Source organism: Marivita sp. S2033, assembly GCF_046592965.1.
In the GTDB taxonomy this organism is placed as follows: Bacteria; Pseudomonadota; Alphaproteobacteria; order Rhodobacterales; family Rhodobacteraceae; genus Marivita.
On record NZ_JBISBV010000006.1, the window covers coordinates 227069 to 252794 of the forward strand.

26 protein-coding genes are annotated in these 25726 nt (G+C 62.7%); 21 read left to right on the top strand and 5 right to left on the bottom strand.

The features are described from left to right. Positions 1-3: 3 nt before the first annotated feature. Both ACGKZZ_RS12535 and ACGKZZ_RS12540 read left to right on the top strand, forming a co-directional pair. Positions 4-702 (top strand): hypothetical protein, encoded by a 699-nt coding sequence (locus ACGKZZ_RS12535; RefSeq protein ID WP_411223907.1) that lies wholly within the window; start codon positions 4-6, stop codon positions 700-702. Beyond that, positions 666-1361, top strand: a complete 696-nt coding sequence (locus ACGKZZ_RS12540; protein ID WP_411223908.1) for an N-acetylmuramoyl-L-alanine amidase — start codon at positions 666-668, stop codon at positions 1359-1361. Before ACGKZZ_RS12535 ends, ACGKZZ_RS12540 begins: the two co-directional genes overlap by 37 nt. Before the next feature lie 56 nt (positions 1362-1417). Here the strand turns inward: ACGKZZ_RS12540 and ACGKZZ_RS12545 are convergent, their stop codons facing one another. Further along, positions 1418-2815, bottom strand: a complete 1398-nt coding sequence (locus tag ACGKZZ_RS12545; RefSeq protein ID WP_411223909.1) for a helix-turn-helix domain-containing protein — start codon at positions 2813-2815, stop codon at positions 1418-1420. A gap of 50 nt (positions 2816-2865) precedes the next feature. Beyond that, positions 2866-4092 carry a multidrug effflux MFS transporter gene (locus ACGKZZ_RS12550; RefSeq protein ID WP_411223910.1) on the bottom strand — a complete coding sequence of 409 codons (1227 nt, stop codon included), beginning with the start codon at positions 4090-4092 and terminating at the stop codon, positions 2866-2868. 174 nt (positions 4093-4266) lie between these two features. Between ACGKZZ_RS12550 and ACGKZZ_RS12555 the strand changes: the two genes are divergently transcribed. The 7 genes from ACGKZZ_RS12555 (at position 4267) to ACGKZZ_RS12585 (ending at position 10316) form a co-directional block, all read left to right on the top strand. Then, entirely contained in the window at positions 4267-5799 is a 1533-nt protein-coding gene (locus ACGKZZ_RS12555; RefSeq protein WP_411223911.1) for an acyl-CoA carboxylase subunit beta, read from the top strand. 45 nt (positions 5800-5844) lie between these two features. After that, the gene (locus tag ACGKZZ_RS12560) at positions 5845-6240 is read left to right on the top strand and encodes a DUF6497 family protein (RefSeq protein WP_411223912.1); all 396 of its coding nucleotides are present in this window, start codon (positions 5845-5847) and stop codon (positions 6238-6240) included. Positions 6241-6454: 214 nt separating this feature from the next. Further along, positions 6455-6601, top strand: a complete 147-nt coding sequence (locus ACGKZZ_RS12565) for a hypothetical protein (RefSeq protein WP_411223913.1) — start codon at positions 6455-6457, stop codon at positions 6599-6601. A 63-nt stretch (positions 6602-6664) separates the two neighbouring features. Next, positions 6665-7024: a hypothetical protein gene (locus ACGKZZ_RS12570; protein ID WP_411223914.1), complete on the top strand. Its 360-nt coding sequence runs from the start codon at positions 6665-6667 to the stop codon at positions 7022-7024. Positions 7025-7385: 361 nt separating this feature from the next. Continuing rightward, complete coding sequence (locus ACGKZZ_RS12575; RefSeq protein ID WP_411223915.1) at positions 7386-7601, top strand: hypothetical protein; 216 nt, start codon at positions 7386-7388, stop codon at positions 7599-7601. 126 nt (positions 7602-7727) lie between these two features. Beyond that, positions 7728-9728, top strand: coding sequence for an acetyl-CoA carboxylase biotin carboxylase subunit (locus tag ACGKZZ_RS12580; protein ID WP_411223916.1), 2001 nt, complete (start codon positions 7728-7730; stop codon positions 9726-9728). A gap of 3 nt (positions 9729-9731) precedes the next feature. Then, the gene (locus tag ACGKZZ_RS12585) at positions 9732-10316 is read left to right on the top strand and encodes a hypothetical protein (RefSeq protein WP_411223917.1); all 585 of its coding nucleotides are present in this window, start codon (positions 9732-9734) and stop codon (positions 10314-10316) included. A gap of 115 nt (positions 10317-10431) precedes the next feature. Here ACGKZZ_RS12585 and ACGKZZ_RS12590 read toward each other — a convergent pair whose 3' ends face one another. Then, entirely contained in the window at positions 10432-10899 is a 468-nt protein-coding gene (locus ACGKZZ_RS12590) for a DUF4174 domain-containing protein (protein WP_411223918.1), read from the bottom strand. Positions 10900-11065: 166 nt separating this feature from the next. On the opposite strand from ACGKZZ_RS12590, the gene ACGKZZ_RS12595 reads away from it, so the two are divergent. The 6 genes from ACGKZZ_RS12595 (at position 11066) to ACGKZZ_RS12620 (ending at position 17006) form a co-directional block, all read left to right on the top strand. Continuing rightward, a complete protein-coding gene (locus ACGKZZ_RS12595; protein ID WP_411223919.1) occupies positions 11066-11995 on the top strand; it encodes a hypothetical protein in 930 nt (309 codons plus the stop codon). After that, positions 11958-14087: a methylmalonyl-CoA mutase gene (gene scpA / locus ACGKZZ_RS12600; protein ID WP_411223920.1), complete on the top strand. Its 2130-nt coding sequence runs from the start codon at positions 11958-11960 to the stop codon at positions 14085-14087. The genes ACGKZZ_RS12595 and scpA overlap by 38 nt, the downstream gene beginning before the upstream one ends. An 80-nt stretch (positions 14088-14167) precedes the next feature. Continuing rightward, complete coding sequence (locus ACGKZZ_RS12605) at positions 14168-14809, top strand: VOC family protein (protein ID WP_411223921.1); 642 nt, start codon at positions 14168-14170, stop codon at positions 14807-14809. 83 nt (positions 14810-14892) lie between these two features. Continuing rightward, a complete protein-coding gene (locus ACGKZZ_RS12610) occupies positions 14893-15576 on the top strand; it encodes a TerB family tellurite resistance protein (protein ID WP_411223922.1) in 684 nt (227 codons plus the stop codon). Next, positions 15576-16607 (top strand): endonuclease/exonuclease/phosphatase family protein, encoded by a 1032-nt coding sequence (locus tag ACGKZZ_RS12615; protein WP_411223941.1) that lies wholly within the window; start codon positions 15576-15578, stop codon positions 16605-16607. Before ACGKZZ_RS12610 ends, ACGKZZ_RS12615 begins: the two co-directional genes overlap by 1 nt. 36 nt (positions 16608-16643) lie before the next feature. Continuing rightward, positions 16644-17006: a hypothetical protein gene (locus ACGKZZ_RS12620; RefSeq protein WP_411223923.1), complete on the top strand. Its 363-nt coding sequence runs from the start codon at positions 16644-16646 to the stop codon at positions 17004-17006. Between the two features lie 3 nt (positions 17007-17009). Here the strand turns inward: ACGKZZ_RS12620 and ACGKZZ_RS12625 are convergent, their stop codons facing one another. Continuing rightward, positions 17010-18068, bottom strand: coding sequence for a YeeE/YedE family protein (locus ACGKZZ_RS12625; RefSeq protein ID WP_411223924.1), 1059 nt, complete (start codon positions 18066-18068; stop codon positions 17010-17012). A gap of 433 nt (positions 18069-18501) precedes the next feature. On the opposite strand from ACGKZZ_RS12625, the gene ACGKZZ_RS12630 reads away from it, so the two are divergent. Next, positions 18502-19665, top strand: coding sequence for a M20 aminoacylase family protein (locus tag ACGKZZ_RS12630; RefSeq protein ID WP_411223925.1), 1164 nt, complete (start codon positions 18502-18504; stop codon positions 19663-19665). Position 19666: 1 nt separating this feature from the next. Here the strand turns inward: ACGKZZ_RS12630 and rsgA are convergent, their stop codons facing one another. Further along, positions 19667-20698 (bottom strand): ribosome small subunit-dependent GTPase A, encoded by a 1032-nt coding sequence (rsgA, locus tag ACGKZZ_RS12635; protein ID WP_411223926.1) that lies wholly within the window; start codon positions 20696-20698, stop codon positions 19667-19669. Positions 20699-20817: 119 nt separating this feature from the next. On the opposite strand from rsgA, the gene ACGKZZ_RS12640 reads away from it, so the two are divergent. The 5 genes from ACGKZZ_RS12640 (at position 20818) to ACGKZZ_RS12660 (ending at position 25548) form a co-directional block, all read left to right on the top strand. Further along, positions 20818-21624 (top strand): glycosyl transferase, encoded by an 807-nt coding sequence (locus ACGKZZ_RS12640; protein ID WP_411223927.1) that lies wholly within the window; start codon positions 20818-20820, stop codon positions 21622-21624. A 156-nt stretch (positions 21625-21780) separates the two neighbouring features. Beyond that, positions 21781-23043 (top strand): beta-ketoacyl-ACP synthase II, encoded by a 1263-nt coding sequence (fabF, locus tag ACGKZZ_RS12645; RefSeq protein WP_411223928.1) that lies wholly within the window; start codon positions 21781-21783, stop codon positions 23041-23043. A gap of 3 nt (positions 23044-23046) precedes the next feature. After that, positions 23047-24207: an endolytic transglycosylase MltG gene (gene mltG, locus ACGKZZ_RS12650; protein WP_411223929.1), complete on the top strand. Its 1161-nt coding sequence runs from the start codon at positions 23047-23049 to the stop codon at positions 24205-24207. A 22-nt stretch (positions 24208-24229) separates the two neighbouring features. Continuing rightward, positions 24230-24973 (top strand): sulfite exporter TauE/SafE family protein, encoded by a 744-nt coding sequence (locus tag ACGKZZ_RS12655; RefSeq protein ID WP_411223930.1) that lies wholly within the window; start codon positions 24230-24232, stop codon positions 24971-24973. A gap of 224 nt (positions 24974-25197) precedes the next feature. Continuing rightward, the gene (locus ACGKZZ_RS12660; RefSeq protein ID WP_411223931.1) at positions 25198-25548 is read left to right on the top strand and encodes a hypothetical protein; all 351 of its coding nucleotides are present in this window, start codon (positions 25198-25200) and stop codon (positions 25546-25548) included. Positions 25549-25726 lie beyond the last annotated feature (178 nt).

Sequence of the window (25726 nt, forward strand, 5' to 3'; positions counted from 1 at the left end):
GACATGACACAGAACCGAAAGATTTTCCACGCAGTCCCGACCATCGCGCTCCTTGCGCTGGCGGGCTGTACCCATCAGGTCCCCAACAGCGCGCAAGGCGTCGGGTTCGACAATTACGACGGCTATACGCAGCGTCGCGAAGCCGTGCTCGAAGGGCGTGCTCCTGCGTCGGTCATCGCTGCACCACCCACAGTGACAGGCGCGCCGCTCACCGGCATCTCGCCGCAAGATCAGGCCCGTCTGGCAAATTCGGGCGTTGCGCCGCTGAACGCCTCGCCGTCCAACCCCGCACCGGCAATCGTCGAAAACGCCGCCGGCATATCCGGTGAGAACGATTTCAACGCGGTGTCCAGCAGCCGCACCATCGAAAGCGACGCCGCCCTGATCGCGCAGAACCGTGCGCAGTATCAGGTGATCCAGCCCGAGGCGCTGCCAACCCGCCCCGGCACGAACACCCCCAATATCGTGGCCTATGCCTTGCAGACCACCAATCCCAAAGGCGTGTCGCTCTACCGGCGCGGTGGCTTTGCGTCCGAATCCCGCACCCAGCGCAATTGCGCCGGCTTTGCCTCCGCCGATCTGGCACAAGAGGCGTTCTTGGCCGAGGGTGGCCCCGAAAAGGACCGCAACAAGCTTGATCCCGATGGCGACGGCTTTGCCTGCGGGTGGGATCCGGCACCGTTCCGCGCGGTGCACAACTGACGGCGATCTGGCATCCGTCACCCAATTGCGGCCCGCGCCGGAATGGCGCGCGCCCCGACATGGTGGTGCTGCACTATACCGCCATACAAAGCGCGGAGGGCGCGCGGGACTGGCTCTGCAACCCCACGGCGCAGGTATCGGCGCATTACGTGATCGCGCCCTCCGGCACGCTCTATCAGTTGGTTGATGAAGCAGAGCGCGCGTGGCACGCCGGGGCAGGTGCCTGGGGACCGCTCACGGACATTAATTCCCGCTCCATCGGCATCGAGATTGCCAACACCGGATCGACCCCGTTCGCGGCGGCTCAGATGGATGCGCTCGATGAGCTCCTGTCCGACATCCTGAACCGCCACGCGATCCCGCCGGAACGGGTCATCGGCCATTCCGACATGGCTCCGGGGCGCAAGATCGATCCGGGTCCCCGGTTTGACTGGCGCCGCCTTGCGCGACGGGGATTGTCGGTCTGGCCCGATCCGACCGGCACGGATGATTTCGCTGCCAATGCGCGCATCTTCGGTTACACCGCTTCAGCGCCGCCAGAAACGATGCTCCACAGCTTCCGCATGCGCTTTCGCCCGCACGCAAGCGGCCCGCTCGACGACACCGACCGCGCCTTGATGGCCGACCTCGCCAACCGCTGGCCCGTCGCGGGCGTCTAGGCTTCTTTGGGCCACAAATACCTCGGGGTTTGGGGCAGAGCCCCAAGATGGCTCCGTCAACTCAACTCGTACGGCAAGACACCGCGCCGATGGGTTTGTACCGTCAACTTGCGCTCGAGTGGCGGCACCGAGCGCTGATGGCAATTGGCGCGTTCGCAGATGCGGCAGGAGATGCCGATCGGCTCGAACGCGGAATCGCGGTTCAGATCCAGACCGTCGGCATAGACCAGCGCGCCCGCGTGTTTGACCTCGCATCCAAGCGCGATGGCATAGCGGCGCACCGGCGCGCCAAAGCGACCCCCCGTCTTGGACACATCACGCGCCAGGTTGATATAACGCACCCCGTCGGGGGTTTCGGCCAATTGCCGCAGAAAGCGCCCCGGTGTCTCGAAGGCGCGGTGCACGTTCCACAGGGGACAGGCACCGCCGAAGCGCGCGAATTGCAACCGCGTGGCGGAATGGCGCTTGGTGATCGTGCCGGCCTGATCGACGCGGGCGAAAAAGAACGGGATTCCCTTGGCACCGGGGCGTTGCAACGTCGACAGCCGGTGCGCCACCTGTTCGATCGATGCGCCGAAGCGGCGCGCCATCAGTTCCAGATCGTGCCGCGTGTCATGGGCGGCTTGCAGGAAGTGGCCGTAGGGCATCACTGCGGCACCGGCAAAGTAATTGGCGAGTCCCAGACGCGCGATGTCCCGCGCCGCGTCGGACTGAAAGCGCGCCAGATCGAGCGTTGCGTCCAGCAATTGCCCGTGCCGGGTCAGAGCCAGTTGCAGCATCATCTGAAAGGTCTGGGTTTCGGGTGTCGCCAGCGACGACAGGGTCAATTCGTGACGCTGCTCGTCAAAGCGGCGCAGATCCGATGAATTGGAAAACCGCACATGCAGACCCTCGGCCTCCAGCCCGCGAATGGCCGCGCGGACCTTGTCCGATCCGGTCAGCTTGGTTGCCACCCGTTCCGCAGCGCGATCGACTGCGTCGATGTAGTTGTCGCAGTAATGGAAAAAGTCGCGCACTTCTTCCCAGGGGCTCGGTTGAAGCTGCGCACCCTCGCGACCCAGCGCTTCGTCGAGCGAGGCGAGCCGTTCATGGGTCTGACGATAGGCACGGTGCAGTTCCAGAAAGGCCCGCGCGAGGCCCGGCGCGTTCGAGGCGGTGAGGCGCAGATCGGCAACCGGCGGCGCGGCATCTGCAAAGACCGGATCGGCCAGCGCTTCTCGCATGTCCGAAATCATCCGCTCCGCATCGCCTTGCCCCAGCTCGGTGACATCGACGCCGAACTCCTGCGCCAGCGCCAGCACCACCGTCGTGGACAGCGGGCGCTTGTTGTTTTCCATCTGGTTGAGATAGGGCAGGGAGACGCCCATCTTGGCCGAAAAATCGCGTTGCGTGATGCCAAGCCGCGTGCGGATCTCGCGCAGCTTGGCCCCGGCGTAGAGTTTCTGGGTGGCCATGTCGTCCCTTTGCAGGTTTGCAATGCGTCAGGGGCGAGTTTGCAAATCCGTCAGGCGCTGTCCAGCCCTCCAAGCTGCGCGGCGCGCCAGATGACGAACTGGATCGCGGCAATCGCACCGATGGCGGTCGCCATCATGATCCAGAGCAGCGGCAACGGCCCGGACCCTGGCACCAGCACCACACCGGCGAGCGCCGACAGACCCGCGCCACCCCCCAGCATGATTGCCCCGCCAAGCCCCGATGCGGTGCCCGCAAGATGCGGGCGCACCGACAGCATCCCCGAGGTGGCGTTGGGAATGACCATGCCATTGCCCAGCCCGACAAAGGTCATGAAGCCGAAAAAGGTCCATTCCGACCCCAGACCAAGCCAGGACAGCGCAATCGACATGCCGATCCCGGTCGCGTTTATCAGTGATCCGATGGACACCATCCGGTTGATCCCGATCCGGGCGGAGTAGCGCCCCGAGAGGAAGTTGCCCGCGAAATAGCCGATCGCCGGAGCACCGAAGAACAGGCCGAGGATCGCAGGCTCCATGCCGTAGACATCGGTGCCGACAAAGGGCGCGCCGCCCAGATAGGCAAAGAACGCCCCCGAGGCGAGGCCAGCGGCCAAGGCGTAGCCCCAGAAACGCGGACTGACGAAAAGCTCGGGATATTGCCGGAACTGCGCGCCGAGGCTCAGCCCGCTGACGGCGGCGGTTTCGCCCAGATCGGCCCATGTGAGCCACAACATTCCGACGCCAAGGCCAAGCAGCAGCCAGAAATTCGACTGCCAGCCGAACATCTGATCGAGCACGCCGCCAAAGGTCGGGCCGATCATCGGAACGACGGCCATGCCCATCGTCACGTAGCCGATCATCGACGCGGCCTGGTTGGCCGGCACGCAATCGCGCACCACTGCGCGCGACAGCACCATCGCGGCGACGATCACCGCCTGTGCCATGCGGAAGGCCAGAAAGCTGTAGATGTCGGGTGCGTAGATGCAGCCCAGCGTCGCCAGACAGAAGCCCACGATCCCCCACAGGATCACCGGGCGGCGGCCCATCTTGTCGGAGATCGGGCCGATCAGGATTTGCAGCACCGCGTTGACGCCAAGATAAACCGCGACCGACAGTTGCATCAGGCGGTATTCGGTTTCGAAATACGCGGTCATGTTGGGCAGGGACGGCAAGAAGATATTCATCGCCAACGCTGAAATTCCTGACAGGAGGATCAGTGTGACAATATGCGGCGGAGTGGTGCGGTCGAGAAACCTGACCTTACTGGCGTAGCTCATTGCCATTCGGTACGCTTGGGGTGCGGGATTGTCCATATTATTGGTGTCTCGACACAATTTGCAGTTTTGCAGTTTGCAAAGACTGCGATTTCCATAGTTTGCAAATTTGCTCATTAACGCTTGAGGCCGCGCTGCGCCGCAGTATTGTCCGGCCAAAGCCAAAAGGGACGGTCCATGAAAGATATTCTGCAAGAGCTGGAAACCCGCCGCGCCGATGCCCGCCTTGGGGGTGGACAGAAACGCATCGATGCACAGCACGCCCGCGGCAAGCTGACGGCGCGCGAGCGGGTCGAATTGCTGCTCGATGAAGACAGCTTTGAAGAATTCGACATGTTCGTCACTCACCGGTCCACCGATTTCGGGATGGAGAACAACCGCCCGGCGGGCGACGGGGTGGTGACGGGTTGGGGCACGATCAACGGGCGCATGGTCTATGTGTTCTCTCAGGACTTCACGGTTCTGGGCGGCTCGGTCAGCGCGACGCATGCGATGAAGATCTGCAAGATCATGGACATGGCAATGCAGAACGGCGCGCCGGTGATCGGGTTGAACGATTCAGGCGGCGCGCGGATTCAGGAAGGCGTCGACAGCCTTGGCGGTTACGGCGAGGTGTTCCAGCGCAACATCATGGCGTCCGGCGTGGTGCCGCAGATCAGCGTCATCATGGGGCCATGTGCCGGGGGTGCGGTCTATTCGCCAGCGATGACGGATTTCATCTTCATGGTGAAGGACACGTCCTACATGTTCGTCACCGGCCCGGACGTGGTGAAAACCGTCACCAACGAGCAGGTCACGGCAGAAGAATTGGGCGGGGCGACAACCCATACGCGCAAATCCTCTGTCGCCGATGGTGCGTTCGAGAATGACGTGGAGGCCTTGGCCGAGGTGCGGCGGCTGGTGGATTACCTGCCGCTCAACAACCGCGAAAAACCGCCCGTGCGGCCGTTTTTCGACGATGTGGATCGGGTCGAGGCGTCGCTCGACACATTGGTGCCTGCAAACGCGAACACGCCCTATGACATGAAAGAGCTGATCCACAAGCTGGCCGACGAGGCCGATTTCTATGAGATTCAGGAAGAGTTCGCCAAGAACATCGTCACCGGGTTTATCCGGCTGGAGGGGCAGACCGTGGGCGTCGTCGCCAATCAGCCGATGGTTCTGGCGGGCGTTTTGGATATCGACTCTTCGCGCAAGGCGGCGCGGTTCGTGCGCTTCTGCGATTGCTTTGGCATCCCGATCCTGACGCTGGTGGACGTTCCGGGGTTCCTGCCGGGAACGTCTCAGGAGTTCAACGGCGTCATCAAGCACGGTGCGAAACTGCTGTTTGCCTATGGCGAGGCGACGGTGCCCAAGGTCACGGTGATCACCCGCAAGGCCTATGGCGGGGCCTATGACGTGATGGCGTCAAAGCATCTGCGCGCCGATATGAACTATGCCTGGCCGACGGCTCAGATCGCCGTGATGGGGGCCAAGGGCGCGACCGAGATCATCCACCGCGCCGATCTGGGCGACGAGGAAAAGATCGCGGCCCACGCCGCCGAGTACGAAGACCGCTTTGCCAATCCGTTTGTGGCCGCCGAGCGTGGCTTTATCGACGAGGTGATCCAGCCGCGTTCCACCCGCAAGCGGGTGGCGCGGGCCTTTGCGGCGCTGCGCTCGAAGAAACAGGATATGCCGTGGAAGAAGCACGATAACATTCCGTTGTGAGTGAACAATGTGCGTGTGCACGCGCACGTCTTGGAGAGGGAAGTGGTGGCACAAGGGCGAGCTTGGCGGGGGTTCGTGGCGGGCGCATTGGCGTTGTTCGCGGTGCCTGTGTCTGCCGCTGACAGCGTTTTGGCGGTGCCGTCAGGTCAGCCGGTGACGTTTCAGGAAGTGCTGCAAGAGGCGGCGGTTTACAGGTTCCGCTTTGTCGCGCCGCAGATCGGTGCGGCGGGGCGGGAATACGAGGATGTGGAGCGGGACATGCAACATCTGTGCGAATCCTATGCGCTGCCGCGCCTGCCAGAGGGTGACGCCCAGCCCGACCAGATCGTCATATCGCTGTCCCAGAGCGAAAGCGAATTCGGGGTCGCGGACCCGGAGATCGTTCAGTATTTCGAAGCCTACCGTGTCGAGAACGAGACCTGCATCTTGGAGTTTTTTTGATGGTTCCACACTATGTTGCGCATCGGTGGCATCACGCGCCGCAGGCTGAGTCTTTTGCATCACAGCGACGCGCTGTGTTTGGCGATTGCACTCGTTCTGTCTGCGATTCAGGCTATCCTGCGCGCGGTTGCACCCAAGCAGCCATTACCTCGAAACGAGGACAGGCAGGACCCACAGGTCCTGTCGGGTCCTGTGAGCCTGACAGGAGATCAAGTTGTCCAAGAGCATTAAACTACTCGCCGCGTGCGGACTTTTTGCGGCATTGTCCGCATGTGCCCAGCAACCGGCTGAAGAGGAATTCGTGGTCATCACCCCCGAGCCTATCAGCCAGGAGCCTATGCAGACCGGCAAATACAAGTAAGCCAGCGGCAGGGCGGGCGCCTGCGCTCGCCCTGTTTTGCCGCCCTTGCGCGATGGGGGCATCATGCTGAAACATCGCGGCTTTCCCGGTCGTCTTCCGGGCACAGATCATCAATTCGTCGTGCGGCGGGCCAACCCCAAGGGTGTGACGCCGCTCAAGCGACTGGAGCGGTATCGCGACCGGCGCCCCGGTGACAAGCGCGCGGATGCGGCCTTCATGGCCGCGCTGTGGCAGTGTTTTGGCACCGAACCGTTCGAGCGGGGCAATCTCGATGCGGGACGGCTGAGCTGGCTGTTCGGGCGTGAAGTGCTGCCATATGACGATCCGTTCGATCCCGCGAGCTATGAGTCGCGCTTGATCATCAACGAGCCCGTGGCCCGTGTGTCCTTCCCGGATGCCTTTGATGACGAGGATTGGGCGTGAAATCGCCTATCGACATAGCTTACGCGCGGGAAAGCGCCGATACCTTAGGTTGTATATCATCAATGATTGACGCCTTTCGCGGTTGTGTCACAGTGGATGTGTTCCTAGTGACATGGCGCTGGCAGATTGCGCTAAATGTTCACCGTTACCCTTCCCTTGTCGGGCGCCTTGGTCACACCCCATGCCAAGCGCCCGACTTTTTTGTGCGCCGCCCTGACGGCCGCGCCGCAGGGCGTTCCAAGGGCCATGGTCTAGAGCGGCGATCCGCCCAAATTTCCGTGCGGCGAAGATCTGGCTGGAACTTCCAGTGGGGCCGGGGTGTTACTTGCCCAGAGGTATCCACATTCAGAGGAGTCAACCGATGGACCGTCAAAGCCGTAACTCAAAACTCATTCTCGCAACCTGCGCATTGCTCGGCCTTGCGGCCTGCGGTGACACAATCGGCGAGCAGGCGCTTGGTGGCGGTGCTGCCGGTGCCGGCGTCTCGGCTGTTGCGGGCGGCGACCTGCTCACCGGCGCGGCCGTCGGGGCAGCGGGCAACGTTGCTTACTGCCAGACCTATCCTGACCGCTGCTGACGCGGCCAGTTCAAACATCCAATCACGGTTTTCGACCGTCAGGGCCCCGCGCCTTGGCGGTCTTTTTCATGCCATCGCTTCGGGACGCGTTCCGGGCCAAGAAACGACTGACGGAAAGGGACGTTTATGTTCGACAAGATCCTGATTGCCAACCGGGGCGAAATTGCCTGCCGGGTCATCAAGACCGCCCGCAAGATGGGCATCAAGACGGTGGCGATCTATTCCGATGCCGACAAGAACGCGCTGCATGTGGAGATGGCCGACGAGGCGGTGCATATCGGCCCGCCACCGGCGAACCAGTCTTACATCGTCATCGACAAGGTGATGGACGCCATTCGCCAGACCGGCGCGCAGGCGGTGCATCCGGGCTATGGCTTCCTGTCGGAGAACCCGAAATTCGCGCAGGCCTTGGAGGCCGAGGGCGTGGCCTTCATCGGCCCGCCGGTGAAAGCGATCGAGGCGATGGGGGACAAGATCACCTCGAAGAAACTCGCGCAGGAGGCCAATGTCTCGACGGTGCCCGGCTATATGGGCTTGATCGAGGATGCCGAGGAGGCGGTGAAGATCTCCAACGAGGTCGGCTATCCGGTGATGATCAAGGCATCCGCAGGCGGCGGCGGCAAGGGGATGCGGATCGCCTGGAACGACGACGAGGCGCGCGAGGGGTTTCAAAGCTCAAAGAACGAGGCGGCGTCGTCTTTCGGGGATGACCGGATCTTCATCGAGAAATTTGTCACGCAACCCCGCCATATCGAGATCCAGGTTCTATGCGACGCGCACGGCAACGGGATTTACCTGAACGAGCGCGAATGTTCGATCCAGCGCCGCAACCAGAAGGTTGTCGAGGAAGCGCCGAGCCCGTTTCTGGACGAAGCCACCCGCAAGGCGATGGGCGAACAGTCCGTCGCGCTGGCCAAGGCGGTGGGCTACACGAGCGCCGGGACCGTGGAATTCATCGTCGATGGCGACAAGAACTTCTATTTCCTGGAGATGAACACCCGCTTGCAGGTGGAACACCCCGTCACCGAACTGATCACCGGTGTGGATCTGGTGGAGCAGATGATCCGTGTCGCAAACGGCGAAAAGCTGTCGATGACCCAAGGTGAGGTGCCGATCAACGGCTGGGCCATCGAGAACCGGCTTTACGCCGAAGACCCGTATCGCGGGTTTCTGCCGTCAATCGGTCGGCTGACCCGCTATCGCCCCCCCGAGGAGGGCGAGATGGGGGCTGGGATCGTGCGCAACGACACCGGTGTGTTCGAGGGCGGCGAGATCTCGATGTATTACGACCCGATGATCGCGAAGCTTTGCACCTGGGCGCCGACGCGGGGCGAGGCCATCGAAGTGATGCGCACCGCTCTGGACAGTTTCGAGGTCGAGGGGATCGGGCATAACCTGCCATTCCTGAGCGCGGTGATGGATCATCCGAAATTCGTGTCGGGCGACATGACAACGGCCTTTATCGAGGAAGAATATCCCGACGGCTTTGAGGGTGTGGAACTGGGCGAGGACGTTCTGCGCCGGATCGTTGCGGCGACGGCGGCGATGAACCGGGTGGCCGAAATTCGCCGCGCGCGCATTTCCGGCACGCTCGACAATCACGAGCGCCGCGTCGGCGAGGAGTGGAACGTCGCGCTTCAGGGGCGCGATTTCGACGTGACGATTGCCGCCGACAAGGGCGGCTCGACCGTTCGGTTCGCGGACGGGACGGAAATGCGGGTTTCGGGCGACTGGACTCCGGGCGATCCGCTGGCGCGGATGAGCGTGGATGATGCCCCCTTGGTGATGAAGGTCGGCAAGGTGTCGGGCGGCTTCCGCATCCGTTCGCGCGGGGCCGATCTCAAGGTGCATGTGCGCACGCCCCGTCAGGCCGAACTGGCGCGCCTGATGCCGGAAAAAGTGGCCGCCGACACGTCGATGATGCTGCTCTGCCCGATGCCAGGATTGATCGTGAAGGTCGATGTCGAAGAGGGCGACGAGGTGCAGATCGGTCAGGCGCTGTGCACCGTCGAGGCGATGAAGATGGAAAACATCCTGCGCGCCGAGCGCAAGGGCACCGTCTCAAAGATCAACGCCGCCGCAGGAGACAGCCTTGCGGTGGACGATGTGATCATGGAGTTCGAATAAGCCGTGGAACCCGTCGCCCCCCTCTATGACCCCCGCCTTGGTGCCGCTTTGGTCGGTGCCACGGTTGTGGCGTTGGGGTGGTTGGTGGCGGGCTACCGCGAGCGCGGGCGGGACCGTCGGCGCAGGCAGGAGCGCAGTGTGGATGTGCAGACCGCCCTGGTGGCGGAGATCCAGCACTACGTCGATATTCTGGGCAATCCGGCCTTCGATCTGGATCAGGCCTGGAACGACATGGTGGCGCAGATGGATGCGGACGAGCATTACGTGCCGCTGATCCCGAGCGAGCGCAACGACACGATGTTCCAGTCCATTCTGGCGGATGTGCAAATCCTGCCGGAACCGGTGATCCGGCCTGTCGTGCGCTATTACAATCAGGTGTTTGCGATCGAGGCGATGATCGAGGATCTGCGCTCGGATCATTTCCGCGCAACGACGACGCCGCAGATTCAGCGGATTCGGATGTATACGGATTACATTTCGATGAAGAAAGAGGCCCTGACCCTAGGCAAGGATGCCTGTCGGGTCTTGGGAGAAAGCCTGAACGGCGAGCAGGTCAGTAGCCCGGGCGCGGCCCGGTCTGACCCGTGATCGGGGGTTGGTGCTTGATGGGTTTGTTCGACATATCACAGCCTCCGGTACGCAGCGCAGCTTTGCGCTACAGTGTTAATATAGGGTATGCGGGGCGTTCGTGCAATAATGCCGGTTACGGGACAATGGTCTTTCGGTCGCGGATTTCCTGCTGCCGGATGGGCATCTTGTCGATCGAACGGCTGAGTTCGCGCACGCTGAAGGGGAGCGGTTTTCGCAGCTTGATCTGGCCATCCTTGCCGATCAGCACCAGCATGAAGCCGCGCGGCCGCAGCTTGGTGCGCAGGGCGGATTTGGCGGCGGGATCGGTGTCGGTGATCACCACCACATCGCGCAGCGCCAGTTCGTCGGGCCGGTCGTTGATGAACTGCATCTGCTGCACAAATGTCGGATCGGCGGGCGAATCCGCGAACACGATGACCGGCCGCTTGAGCCAGAGGAACCTGTCAAGATCAACATCTGCGGAGTCAAAAACGATGCCGATCCCCGGCGGGTCAAGTTCTTGCGAGGTGTCGGCGGCAGAGACCCCCATCGGCGCAACCAGAGCCGCGAGGGCCAGCAGGAATGGTATCGGTTTGTTCATATTCAACAACATAGTGCGTCGCAGGCCCAAAGCGAAGGGGGCGAGCGTGCGGCACCGTGAAAATTTTAGCGTTAATCCCTTTGTCATAAAGAGGCGCGCATGATGGTGGTCCGGATCAATGTTCCGGGTCTTGCCGAGGCCCGGTCAGGGCTTGGCAGGGCGAATTATGGACGTGATTTTGCACCTTGGGGCACATCGCACGGGAGCGACCTCGTTCCAGCGCTACATGGCGCAGGCACGCGCGGAAGGGGTGGCATTCTGGGGTCCGCCGCAGACGCGCGGCGGGATGTTGGACGGGGTGCACGACTACGGCGCGAGCGCCAAGACGCTGGCCCGGTTGCAGGGACGGCTGGCGCTGCGCATGGCGCAGACCAAGGCGCGCGGCGCGGAGGTTTTGGTGATCAGCGATGCGGCGCTGATCGGCCCTGTTCCGGGCGTCCGGGGCGCGCCGTCGCTTTATCCCCAGATCGGCACCCGCATGGCACGGATAGATGCAGCCTTCGGCGGGCGGATCGGATCGGTGGCGCTGCAAATCCGCGCGCTCGACGGATTTTGGGCCTCGGTGATGGCGCTGTCGCTTGCGCGTGGCGCACTGGTGCCGACGCCGGAATACTTCGCCCGGATCGCGCAGGACACGCGCAGTTGGCGCGATGTGATTGTCGAGTTGTCCTGCGCCATGCCCGATGTGGCGGTTGTGGTGACTTCGTTCGAGCAATTCGCCCAGCGCCCCGATCTGGTGGCGTCACATCTTGCCCATCGCGCCATGCCCTGTATGCCCTCGGGCGGCATCTGGGCCAACAGATCACTGGCGCTGCCGCAATTGCGGGCCGCTCTGGCCTGCACCGACCCAAGCCAGTTGCGCCATCTGCCCGAGGCAGAGGGGCGTTGGCAGCCGTTTTCATCCGCCCAGCGCCAGACCCTGCGCGCACTTTACGCCGCCGATCTGGCGTGGTTGCGCGGCGGTGCGGACGGGCTTGCACGATATCACGAACACCCGACACCAATGTCCGCCGCAAGAGCGGACGGGGCGGCGGGGCAGACAAGAGGATCAAAAGACAATGACATCCAAGAAAGAGACATGGCGCGCCCTTGCTGAAAAGGAATTGCGTGGCAAACCGCTTGACGCGCTGACGTGGAACACCCTTGAGGGGATCGACGTGCAGCCGCTTTATACGGCCGAGGATGTCGAGGGGTTGCCCCATATGGGCACCGTGCCCGGCGAAGCGCCGTTCACGCGCGGCGTCAAGGCGACGATGTATGCCGGCCGTCCGTGGACGATCCGCCAATATGCCGGGTTTTCGACGGCCGAGGAATCAAACGCGTTCTACCGCCGCAATCTGGCTGCCGGGCAGCAGGGCGTGTCGGTGGCCTTCGATCTGGCAACGCATCGCGGGTATGACAGCGATCACGAGCGCGTCACCGGTGACGTGGGCAAGGCCGGTGTGGCGATTGATTCTGTCGAGGACATGAAGATCCTGTTTGACGGCATCCCGCTCGATCAGGTCAGCGTGTCGATGACGATGAACGGGGCGGTGATTCCGATTCTGGCCAGTTTCATCGTCGCGGGCGAAGAACAGGGGCATGACAAGGCGGTGCTGTCAGGCACGATCCAGAACGACATCCTCAAGGAATTCATGGTCCGCAACACCTATGTCTATCCACCGGAACCGTCGATGCGGATCATTGCGGATATCATCGAATACACCAGCGACGAGATGCCCAAGTTCAACTCGATCTCGATTTCCGGCTATCACATGCAGGAGGCCGGCGCGAACCTGGTGCAGGAGCTGGCCTATACGCTGGCGGATGGCAAGGAATACGTCAAAACCGCGATGGATCGTGGCATGGACGTGGACAAGTTCGCCGGGCGGCTGTCGTTCTTTTTCGCCATCGGAAAGAATTTCTTCATGGAAGCGGCCAAGCTGCGCGCGGCGCGGATGCTGTGGTATCGGATCATGGATGATCTGGGCGCCAAGAATGACCGCTCCAAGATGTTGCGCACCCATTGTCAGACCTCCGGTGTGAGCCTCGCCGAGCAGGATCCTTATAATAACGTGATCCGCACGGCCTATGAGGCGATGAGCGCGGTTCTGGGTGGTACGCAATCGTTGCACACCAACGCGCTGGATGAGGCGATTGCCTTGCCGACCGAGTTCTCTGCACGAATTGCACGCAACACCCAGTTGATTTTGCAGGAAGAAACCGGCGTGACTCATGTGGTCGATCCGCTGGCCGGGTCTTATTATGTCGAAAAGCTGACCCATGATCTGGCCGAGGAAGCCTGGAAACTAATCACCGAGGTGGACGAGATGGGCGGCATGACCAAGGCCGTGGCAAGCGGCATGCCAAAGCTCAGGATCGAGGAAACCGCCGCCACGCGGCAGGCCCAGATCGACCGGGGCGAGGACGTGATCGTTGGCGTCAACAAGTACCGCCGCGAGACTGAAGACGCTCTCGACATTCTGGATGTGGACAACGTCGCGGTGCGCAAGTCCCAGATTGCGCGGCTGGAGAAAATTCGCGCGACACGTGATCAGGCGGCCTGTGATGCGGCGCTTGCGGAATTGGAAAAACGGGCTGCCGAAGGTGGCAATCTGCTGGAAGGCGCGGTCGAGGCGGCGCGTGCCCGGGCCACTGTGGGAGAGATCAGCATGGCGATGGAAAAGGTGTTCGGACGTCATCGGGCGGAAGTGAAGACGTTGGCCGGGGTGTACGGCGCCGCTTATGAAGGCGACGAAGGCTTTGCCGCGATCCAGCGGTCGGTCGAGGCGTTTGCCGAGGATGAAGGCCGCCGCCCGCGGATGCTGGTGGTCAAGATGGGGCAGGACGGGCATGACCGGGGTGCCAAGGTGATCGCGACCGCGTTTGCCGATATCGGCTTTGACGTCGATGTCGGGCCATTGTTCCAGACCCCTGCCGAGGCGGCGCAGGATGCCATCGACAATGATGTGCACGTGATCGGCATTTCAAGCCAGGCGGCGGGACACAAGACCTTGGCGCCCGAACTGGTGAAGGAACTGAAGGCGCAAGGTGCGGGGGATATTCTGGTGATCTGCGGCGGCGTCATTCCGCAACAGGATTACCAGTTCTTGAAGGATGCCGGGGTCAAGGCGATCTTCGGGCCGGGAACGAATATTCCGGAAGCGGCGCAGGACATCTTGCGGTTGATTCGCGCGGCTCGCGACTGAGTGGCGGGCTGGGGGCTCTGCCCCCGGCCTGCGGCCTCCCCCGAGGTATTTCAGGCCCAAAGAAGCCGGGGCGGGTGAGCATGAAGGAGCAGAATGTGTTTGTTCTGGATCATATCGCGGTGGCGGGCGAGACGCTTGAGGCGGCGGTTGCCTATAGCGAGACGGTCTTGGGGATGCCTCTTGGGGCTGGCGGACAGCACGCGCATTACGCGACGCACAATCGGCTGTTGGGGCTGGCGGACGGTCTTTATCTTGAGGCGATTGCACGCGACCCGTCACAGCGTGCGCCGGATTATCCCCGTTGGTTCGGGCTTGACCGGTTTGCCGGACCGCCGCGATTGGACAAGTGGATCCTGCGCTGCGCCGATATCGCGGCGGCCAGGCGCGCCTTTTCCGAGGCGGGCGCGCCGGTGCATCTGACGCGCGGCGGGCTGCGTTGGACGATGCTGGTGCCTGCCGACGGCGAATTGCCGTTTGACGGCCTGTTTCCGGCGATCCTTCAATGGCACACCGACACGCCACCGGGGCTGGCCTTGCCTGCGAGGGATGCCCGTCTGTTGCGGCTGACGCTGTCGCATCCGGACGCGGCCTCTCTCAAGGCGCGGTTGGCGGGTGTTCTGGACGATCCGCGCGTCGCGTTCGCTGCGGCCGATCATCCCTCGCTTGCAGCCGAGATCGCGACGCCGCAGGGCGTGCGCACCTTGTCGCGCGATGATGGCTGAGATGGTCGCGATCACGCAAAAGACCGTGATTTTGCTGCAATGTCGCAATGACATGCGGGGCGGAGTGTTCTAGACAGTCGCCCATGTCGATCTGGTCCCGCATCTCCGACGCCGTCGCGGCGCTTGCGAATGGTGAAAGCCTGTCGCTGGTGTTTGACCGGTTGCGCAGCCCGCCGGAACGCACCGTGGCATTTACCATTGCCGTGATCGCGCTGTCGGCCAAGATGGCAAAGGCCGATGGCCAGGTCACCCGCGCCGAGGTCATGGCGTTCCGCGAGGTGTTTCACATCGCGCCCGAGGACGAGGCCGGAGCGGCGCGCGTGTTCGACCTTGCGCGGCAGGACGTCGCCGGATTCGAGCACTATGCGCGCCGGATCAGCGCGATGTTCGGAACCGACCGCGGCGCATTGTGCGACCTGATGGAGGGGCTGTTCTACATCGCCATGGCGGATGGCAGGTTTCACCCCGAGGAAAACGTGTTTCTGGCGCGCGTGGCCGAGATTTTCGAGTTGCCCGACGGCGCATACCGCCGTCTGAAATCGCGCTTTGTGCCGGATGCGAAACCCGATCCGTTCGATGTGCTCGGGGTAGACCGTGACATGTCACTGGAGGACATCCGCAAAGTCTGGCGGCAGCTGGTGCGCGACAGCCATCCCGACGTGATGATCGCGCGTGGGGTGCCACAGGAAGCGGTGAAACTGTCGGAGAAACGCCTGATTGCCATCAACCGCGCGTGGGAGGAGATCGCCGCGCGCGAACACGCCTGATGCGGATCGCGACCTATAACGTCGAATGGTTCGATGCTCTGTTTGACGATGACGGGCGGCTTTTGCCCGATGGCGGCTGGTCGGCGCGCCATAACGTGACGCGGCAGATGCAGATCGAGGCGTTGGGCGTTGTGTTCACCGCTCTCGATGCCGATGCGGTGATGGTCATCGAAGCCCCCGACACCAACCGCCGCCGCGACACGGTGCGGGCGCTTGAGAGCTTTGCGGATACCTTTGATCTGCGCATCCGCAAGGCGGTCGTGGGTTTTACTAACGACACCCAGCAAGAGATCGCGCTGATGTATGATCCCGATCTCTTTGCGGCGTGGCACGATCCGAGGGGGCCCGCACCGCTGGCCGGGGTGCCCCATGCCGACGGCGCGCCACGGTTTGACGGGACGTTCCGCATCGACCTCGATATCGAGGCTACCGCCGACAAGGTGACGTTTTCGAAACCTCCGCTGGAAGTGGCGTTGAAGGTGCGCGAAACCGGCAAGGAACTGCGCTTGATCGGAGCGCATCTGAAGTCCAAGGCACCGCATGGCGCGACCAATCGCGACGAGGTGATGCGCCTGTCGATTGCCAACCGGCGCAAGCAGCTGGCGCAGGCAATCTGGCTGCGGGCGCGCGTGCAGGAGCATCTGCTGGCGGGCGAGCCGGTGATGGTTCTGGGAGATTTGAACGATGGTCCAGGTCTTGATGAATTCGAGGATCTGTTTGGCCGCTCTTCGGTCGAGATCATTCTGGGCGAGGGCGAGCGGGCGCTTTACGATCCGAATGCCTCGCAGGCATTGTCGCGCCGTATCGGGCCACAACCGACCACGGCGCGGTTTTATCTCACGCATGAAGGGCGATATTTGCAGGCGTTGCTGGATTACGTGATGGTGTCGCCCGATCTGCGCGCACGTGCGAAACGCTGGCGTATCTGGCATCCGTTTGACGATCCGGTCTGCTGGACGACGCCCGAGCTTTGCGAGGCGCTGCTGACCGCGTCGGATCATTTTCCGGTGACTTTGGATATCGATCTTTGAGGTGAAATCCGGCCGGAGATGTCCTATAGTCAGGGGATGAGACATTTACCTGCCACCGCGATTGCGGCCACCCTGATCGCCATGCCCGTGTTTGCCGAAGACGGCACCAGCCTGATGGAAGAGGGCGCGAAGCTGTTTTTCAAGGGTCTGGGCGAGGAAATGGAGCCGGCCTTGCGCGAGTTCGAGAACCTGGCCGAGGAGATGGGGCCGGCGCTTCGACGGTTTGCGCGGGATATGGGCCCGGCGATGAAACAGCTTTTGCAGGAGGTCGAGGACTGGTCGGCCTATGAGCCGCCGATCAAGTTGCCAAACGGCGACATTCTGCTGAAGCGCAAGCCGGAGACCGCGCCGCCGCCCGAAGGCTTGCCAGCCCCGGACGACGGCGAGATCGACCTTTAGCGCTTACTCTGCCGGTTGCGCCACGATCCGGCCCGCGCGGGGTGCGCGTTTCAGGGCCGTGTTGGTGAGCAGCGCACCAGCCGCGATGGAGGCGATTGCGAGCAGTGCTGCGACCGAGAGCGTCGGCACGCCGGAGAGGCCCGCTCCAACGGTGCAGCCGCCTGCCAGAACGCCACCGACACCCATCAGGACAGCACCGCTGGCGTAGCGCCCGGTTTCGGCCGGTGCGGTGAAGGACTGCCACTGGAAGCTGCGGAAGATCAGCGACGCGGCCAGCGATCCGATCAGCACGCCGCCGATCAGTCCGACACCGAAATTGGCCGGGATCGATGTGGATGCGATGCCCCAGAACAGGGTGTCGGCGAACGGGGAGGTGAAGGACAGGCTTTCCAGGGCGACGGGATCGAAATCGTCATAAAGCACGAACCCCGTGCCGATCCAGCCAAGCGGCACCAGCGCGCCCAGCAGGGCGGCCAGAGCAAGCATGGAGGCGCGGTTGCCCGAGCGCCAGGCGAGCGTCAGGGCCGCCAGTGCGAACAGAGCGGACCAGAGCAAACCGCCACCGGGCAGCGCGGCGAGTGACCCCGCGTCGCCAAGCGGCAGGGTGAGCGCGCCGAGCGTCGTGCGCAGAGGGGCCAGAACGCCTTTCAGAGTGGCGTGAGCGGTGATTGCGAAGATCAGCAGCACGAACACCGCGCGCAGGTTTCCGGTTGCCGACAGGACGGTCAGGCGCGACACGCATCCGCGCGTCAGCACCATGCCCGCGCCAAACATCACGCCGCCGAGGACGATGGCGAGAATGGGCAGATCGCTTGCCATGAATCGATGGCCGTCAAAGCTGATGAGACCGGCCCACACACCGGCTTGCGTGCCGATGATTGCCACTGCAAGCGCGGTGAGCCAGATGCCCATCGCCTGTTGGCGATCCTCTCCGACAAGGCCGCGCCGGAAGCAGAATTTCGTGCGCTCTGCCAAAAGGCCGAATGCGGCGCCGAGCGCCAGTGCAAGATACACCGCCGCCTGCGGTGCGGTCAGTGTTTCAAAGCCGAACGTTTCAAACATGGTGTCCCCCTTGGGTCGCGGTTGAGCGCGATGTGGCGGGAAATTCGTCTTTCGGCAAGAGCTCGGGGCGCTGGTTATTCGGCGCGCGCCGGACTGATATTTCGGGGTTGGCTTTGGGGTGAGGAAAAATGTTCTGCATGGGGCGTTTCGTGTTGGCTGCTGGACCAGCGCGGTCGCGTCGGGCGTCGTATTTGGTTTTATTTCGCCAATCGGATCATCGGGGTGTTTGTCGCGTGACGGAGGGAGGGGCTTTGCCCCTCGGCGCTGTCGTGCCTCACCCCAAGGTATTTCGTGCCCAAAGAAGCGTCGGCTGTAGAAGAATGGGGTTCTCGGGTGGCGGAACGCCTATTGCGATGTTCGGGCCTTGAAGACCTGTCGGCTCTGGGTCAGGTTGCCGGGAACGTGTACAATTTCGATCTCAAGGAGAGTCCCCATGCCGGTCAAGAACCGATTTGCCGAGCTGCAAAGTGAAATCACCGCGTGGCGGCGCGATTTGCATGAGCATCCCGAGATCCTGTTTGATACGCATCGCACCAGTGGGCTGGTTGCTGAGCGGTTGCAGTCGTTTGGCTGTGACGAGATCGTGACCGGCATCGGCCGCACCGGCGTGGTGGGTGTCATCAAGGGCAAGAGTGATCAGAGCGGCAAGGTGATCGGCTTGCGTGCCGATATGGACGCGCTGCCGATTCACGAGGCGACGGGGCTGGACTATGCGTCCAGGACCGACGGCGCGATGCATGCCTGTGGGCATGACGGCCACACCGCGATGTTGCTGGGGGCCGCGAAATATCTGAGCGAGACCCGCAATTTCGACGGCACGGTGGTGGTGATCTTCCAGCCTGCCGAAGAAGGCGGCGGCGGGGGTCGGGAAATGTGCGAAGACGGGTTGATGGAGCGTTTCGCGATTGATGAGGTGTACGGGATGCACAACTGGCCCGGGCGACCGGTCGGCAGTTTTGCCATTCGCCCCGGTGCGTTTTTCGCGGCGGCGGACCTGTTCGAGGTCACGTTCGAGGGGCGTGGCGGACATGCGGCCAAACCGCATGAGACGGTGGACCCGACCGTGATGGCGGCGCAAGCGGTGACGGCGTTGCAGACCATCGCGAGCCGCAACGCCGATCCGGTGGATCAGGTGGTAGTGTCGGTGACGTCGTTCGAGACGTCCTCGAACGCGTTCAACGTGATCCCGCAACGGGTGCATCTGAAGGGAACGGCGCGCACCATGTCGAACGCGATGCGCGATCTGGCCGAGCGGCGGATCGAGGAGATTTGCACCGGCGTCGCCGCAACCTTCGGCGGCAGCGCCAAGGTCAGCTATCATCGCAACTATCCGGTGATGGCCAATCATGCCGAACAGACGGATTTTGCCGCTGATGTCGCGCGTTCGGTGTCGGGCGGATGTGACGAGGCGCCGTTGGTCATGGGGGGCGAAGATTTCGCCTTCATGCTCGAGGCGCGCCCCGGTGCGTATATCCTTGTCGGTAATGGCGACACTGCGGCGGTGCATCATCCGGAATATAACTTCAATGATGAGGTGATCCCGGCGGGCTGTTCCTGGTGGGCTGAGATCGTCGAGAAACGGATGCCGGCGGCCTGACTTAGTCGGGGTCGCGCTTTTTGCGGCCCCGCGCCTGACCGTCCTTGACCATCCGCCCGAACGCCTTTTGCTGCGCGCGTGATTGCGCCAGGGTTTGCGTGTTGTGACGGTCCTCGCGGCTGAGTTTTTGCCAGCGCGCGAGCCGCGACGCGCTCAACGTGCCGGACTGGATGGCCGCCTTGACCGCGCATCCGGGTTCGGACTCGTGGGCGCAGTCGGAAAAGCGGCACTGGGCGGCGAGGGTTTCGATGTCGTCGAACAACTCCTCCAGCCCCTCGCCAGAGCCTGATAGTTGCAATTCGCGCATCCCCGGCGTGTCGATCAGCCAGCCGCCGTTGATGGTGCGCCGCAGCGCGCGATGGGTCGTGGTGTGGCGGCCCTTGTAGTCGTCCGAGCGCACGGCTTGCGTTGTCGCGTCCTCGCCGGTGAGCGCGTTGCGCAAGGTTGTCTTGCCGACGCCGGACGAGCCCAGCAGGGCCAGGGTTTGTGCGTTTCCGCACCAGGAGGCGAGGCGCGTGACCTCGTCGGGGTTCTTGGCGTTGAGAGCGATGGCGGTGACCAGCGGAGACAGCCGTTCGGCCTGACGGCGGAACGGGGCCGGATCGTCGCACATGTCGGCCTTGGTGAGGATCACCAGCGGCAGCGCGCCGGACGCCAGCGCGAGCGCGAGGTAGCGTTCCAGCCGGGCGATATTGAAATCTTCGTTGCAGCTTGTCACCAGTCCGACGGTGTCGACATTGGCGGCGATCCGTTGCGTGGCGATCGTGTGACCGGCGGCCTTGCGATGCAGATCGGTGCGCGGTGTGAGGCGGCGCTTGGCGGTGCCGGCCTCATACAGCACCCAGTCGCCCACGGCATAGGCGCTGGCGGGTTCGGAGGGGGTGAGGCGGATGTCGCCATCCTGCGTCAGGGCAATCAGTTGGGTGCGGTGCACTTCGGAGATGCGGGCGGGCACCAGACCCGCGTCGTCCGGCGTGATCTGTCGGGCGAAATGGTCCGACCATCCAAGATCGGTGAGTGAATATCGTGTCAAAGACTGTTTCCTGACGGCGCGGTCCGCCGTGGGTTCATGGCCCCTCCAAAATACGGTGCCGCGCGGCGTGGCGCAAGCGCTCTCTGGTCATTTGGCAAGGGCATTGCTAAGCGGTCGGAATGACTCTGCCAGCACCCGCAACCGTTGCCTGTATCAAATGGGGCACTCCGTTCGGACCGGAATATGTGAACCGGCTTTATTCCGGTGTGCGCCGCAACCTCGCATGTCCGGTGCGCTTTGTATGTATGACCGAGGATGCGCGCGGTCTGCACCCGGATATCGAGGTGATCGACCTGGCGGTCGAGCCGTTTGCCGAACCGATGGGCGAGGCGCTGAAGGTCGCGAACCGGCAAGGCGCGATGCGCAAGGTTTCGCTGTTCCGGCGCGGTGTCATCCCTGATTTGCAGGGGCCGGTCTTGGGCTTTGATCTCGACGTGGTGATCACCGGCGGGTTGGATGAATTGCTTGACCTTGCGCCCGGTGACGTTGTCATGCGCCATGACTGGGTGGAGGCGCGCAAGGGACGGCCGACCGGGCATGGATCGGTGTTTCGGTTTGATCCGGCGGTGCATGGGTTTCTTTATGATGATCTCGCGGCGCAGCCTTACGGAGAGGTTGAAGCTGCGCGGGGTTCGGAGCAGAGATACACCTCGCACAAGGCGATGGAGAATGGAGTTTTCACATATATTCCGGAGGATTGGGTGGTCAGCTTCAAGTATGACTGCAACCCGTTTCCGCGCAATTACCTGCATGAGGCGAGATTGCCGGAGCGCGCGAAGGTGGTGTGTTTTCATGGTCGTCCCAAGATGCCCGAAGCGATTGCGGGGTATCACAAATCGCTGATCCGCTACGCCAGGCCGACGCACTGGTTGCAGGATCACTGGGTCGATCGGGCGCGGGCGGATTTGGGGGATCGCTGGGCATAGTGGTGCTGCGACGGCCGTTTCGGGAGCGATTCCCCAAACCCCCGGAGTATTTTTCAAGAGAAGAAGGATGCGGCGCGGCGTGTGTGTGCGCCCTTGCGAGAGTTGAGGCGATCGCGCTAAGAGCGAACCTAGAGAATTTGAGGGAAGGACGAGGCCATGCGTCGTGTTGTTGTGACAGGCTTGGGATTGGTGACACCGCTTGCGGACGGGGTCGAGGCGACGTGGCGCAGGCTGCTTGACGGGCAGTCGGGCGCTGGCACGATCACGCGGTTTGACGCGAGCCATCTTGCCACGACCTATGCCTGCGAGGTGCCGATGGGAGACGGGTCGGACGATACGTTCAACCGGGACACCTATCTGGACAAGAAAGAGCAGCGCAAGGTTGACGATTTCATCCAGTTCGGTCTGGCGGCTGCGCATCAGGCGGTGCGGGATGCCGATTGGATGCCCGAGGACGAGGAAAGCCGGTTGCGCACCGGTGTGATGATCGGCTCGGGGATTGGCGGGTTGAACTCGATTGCCGAAACGGCGCTGTTGATCCGCGACAAGGGGCCGAAGCGCGTGTCGCCGTTTTTCGTGCCCGGCGCGTTGATCAACCTGATTTCGGGCAATGTGTCGATCAAGTACGGCTTCAAGGGGCCGAACCATGCGGTTGTAACGGCGTGTTCGACCGGCGCACATGCGATTGGCGATGCGTCGCGGTTGATCATGTTCGGCGATGCCGATGTGATGATCGCCGGCGGGGCCGAGGCCACGATTTCCGAGATCGGGATTGCCGGGTTCAACGCGTGCAAGGCGCTGTCGACCAAGCGTGGCGATGATCCGCAGGCGGCGAGCCGGCCCTATGACGCGGATCGCGATGGGTTCGTGATGGGCGAAGGTGCCGGAATCGTGGTGCTTGAGGAATACGAGCACGCCAAGGCGCGCGGTGCGAAGATTTATGCCGAAGTGTGCGGCTACGGTCTGTCGGGTGACGCGCATCATATCACGGCACCCTCCGAGGATGGCGAGGGCGGCGAGCGGTCGATGCGGGCGGCGCTGAAGCATGCCGGACTGGAGCCTGCTGACATTGACTATATCAACGCGCATGGCACCTCGACGATGGCTGATGTCATCGAACTGGCGGCTGTCGAGCGGCTGATGGGGAACGCGGCATCGAGCGTGACGATGTCATCGACCAAGTCGATGACGGGGCATCTTTTGGGGGCGGCCGGTGCCATTGAGGCAATTTTCTCGATCCTGGCGATCCGCGATCAGGTGGCGCCGCCGACGATCAATCTGGACAATCCGGCTGTCGACACGCCCGTGGATTTGGCACCGAATGCCAAGCGCGAGCGCGAGATCCGCTATGCTTTGTCCAACTCGTTCGGCTTTGGCGGCACCAACGCAAGCGTCGTGTTCGGCCGGGTGGACAGCTAGGGTATGTGGCGGAATATTGCGTCCAACGCTTTGACATTTCTGGTTATTCTGGTGTTTCTTGCCGGTGGGGCGCTGATTTGGGCACAGAACGAATACACCGCGCAAGGTCCGCTGGAGCAGCCGATTTGTGTGCAGGTCGAGCGGGGATCGAACTTCCGCCGGGTGTCGCAGACGCTTGAGGGCGACGGTGCGGTCTCCAGCGGGGTTCTGCTTCGGGTCGGGGCCGATTATGCGGGCAAATCACCCGAACTGAAGGCGGGCTCCTATCTGGTGCCTGAGGGCGCGTCGATGGCGGAGATTGTCGATATCGTCACACGGGGCGGTGCCAGCACCTGTGGCACCGAAGTGGTGTACCGGGTCGGCATTACCGGCGCGACGGTGCAGGTGCGCGAACTTGATCCGGCGACGGGGCGGTTCGAGGAATTGGTAAAGTTCGATCCCGCCGAGGAGGGTGCGCCCGAGGCCTATGCCAAGGTCAAGGCGGAAGCGGACACGCGCTACCGGGTGGCGTTGGCTGAAGGGGTGACAAGCTGGCAGGTGGTGCAGGAGCTTGGTCAGATCGATGTGCTGGAGGGTGAGGTTGCAGAGGTGCCCGAAGAGGGCATGCTGGCGCCGGACAGTTATGAAATCAGCCCCGGTGACAGTCGCGCCGATCTGGTTGCACAGATGATCTCGCGACAGGAGCGCATTCTGGCGGAGGCTTGGTCGAACCGGCAGGATGGGTTGCCGTTGGAAAGCCCCAAGGAAGCCTTGATCCTTGCCTCGATCATCGAAAAAGAGACCGGTACGCCGGAGGAGCGGTTCCTTGTGGCGAGCGTGTTCACCAACCGGCTGGAGCAAGGCATCCGCTTGCAGACCGACCCGACGGTCATCTACGGGATCACCAAGGGCGAGGGCGTTCTGGGGCGCGGCATTCGGCAGAGCGAGTTGCGACGCGAGACGCCGTGGAACACCTATGTCATCGATGGGTTGCCGCCGACACCGATTGCCAATCCGGGGCGCGCGAGCATCGAGGCGGCGCTCGATCCGGCGGACACGGATTATATTTTCTTTGTTGCCAAAACGTTAGAGCCGTCTGACGGGCACAATTTCGCGGAAACTCTGGACGAGCATAACCGGAACGTCGCGGCGTATCGTGCGCTGGAGCAGCAGCGGGAGAACTGACGCGAACGCGGGAGCGGCGGCGATGGGTCTGGTCGAACTTTGCGCGCTTGGCGCGGTGGTGTTGCTGCTTGCGGGAACGATCAAGGGATTGGTCGGAATCGGATTGCCCGCGGCGTCGATCAGCCTTTTGACGCTGGTGATGGAGCCACGACTGGCGATTGCGCTGGTGCTTGGCCCGATGGTGGTGAGCAACGGCTGGCAGGTCTGGCAGATGGGCGAGATCGGGCGGGCGTTGCGCGAATACTGGCTGTTTGCGCTGGTTCTGGCGGGCACGATCTTTGCCACGGTGATCTGGGCGGCGGATGTGTCGGACCGGGTGATCTTTCTCGCAACGGGTCTTTCCATCGTTCTGTTTTCCCTGGTGAACCTGCGATTTGAAGTGCCGGCCATCTCACCGCGTTTCGACGCGCTTGCACAGGGTGTCTTTGGCGCGATTTCGGGTGTTCTGGGCGGATTGTCCGGCATCTGGGGTGCGCCGTTGGTGATCTACCTGACAGCGCGGCGGGTTCTGAAAGACGAATTTGTCCGGGTGACCGGATTCCTGATCTTTCTGGGTAGCCTCCCGCTGGTGGCGGGATATATCCGCGAAGGTCTGCTGACGCCCGAGCTGGCGGGTGTGTCGGCGTTTCTGGTTCTGCCAACGCTGATCGGGTTCACGCTGGGCGCGCGGGTGCGCAGACGGATGACGAACGAGGGGTTTCGCAAGGTGCTGCTTTACGTGTTCCTTGTGCTGGGGTTGAACCTGTTGCGGCGCGGTCTGTTCTGATCGGCGCGGCTTGTGGTTAAACAAAGCTGAATCACTTCAATTTGTGTGCCGCTCATGGGTTGTGTGCCCGGTGGTGGCAGACCTTGTTCAAAGGTTAAGGCCGCGCGCGGGGCGTTAGCGGCGTCTTTGTCCTTTTCCTGTTTATTGCTTTTTGCGTGCCGGGCATCGGTGCGGCGCATCGGTGCGTGATGGACGGAGATCCATTCAGCACAAGGGGGCAGGGTTTGGGAATCCTTATCACTGCGAGCGAAGAGGGCGGCGCGCTTGAAAACGAGCGCGCGGCCATTGCGCGGGAATTGGCGACCATTCGGGAGATGGTGGCTGTCCTGCGCCAGAAGGTTGAGGCCGGAGAGAGTGGGACGGGGGTCGAGGCGAGGAAAGTCCTGTCAGACCTGCGTGTCTGGCTGAAACACGCCAAGGAAACGGAGGTGCAGATTGAACGGCTTCGCAGAGAAACCGCACGGGTCAGCGGAAGCTATGGGCTCGATCTTGACGCGGCGCGGGATGTTGTCGGGTGCCGATTGGATCGGCTCCGAAAGTGCTGCCGTGAGAGAGGCGTTTCTGACGGAACTTGAAGCGGTGCCGGGGGCGCTTTTGGCGTTGCCGTACCTGTTCGAGTTCTGGGCCCATGCGCATCAATTGCCCCCGGAGGGGGACTGGTGTGAACCGGCATGCAAGATTGACCCCTGTATTGGGGTAATCGGCGTCCAAAAGTGACCCCCCTGATATTTCTGTTCAGAAGCTTCCTCGACG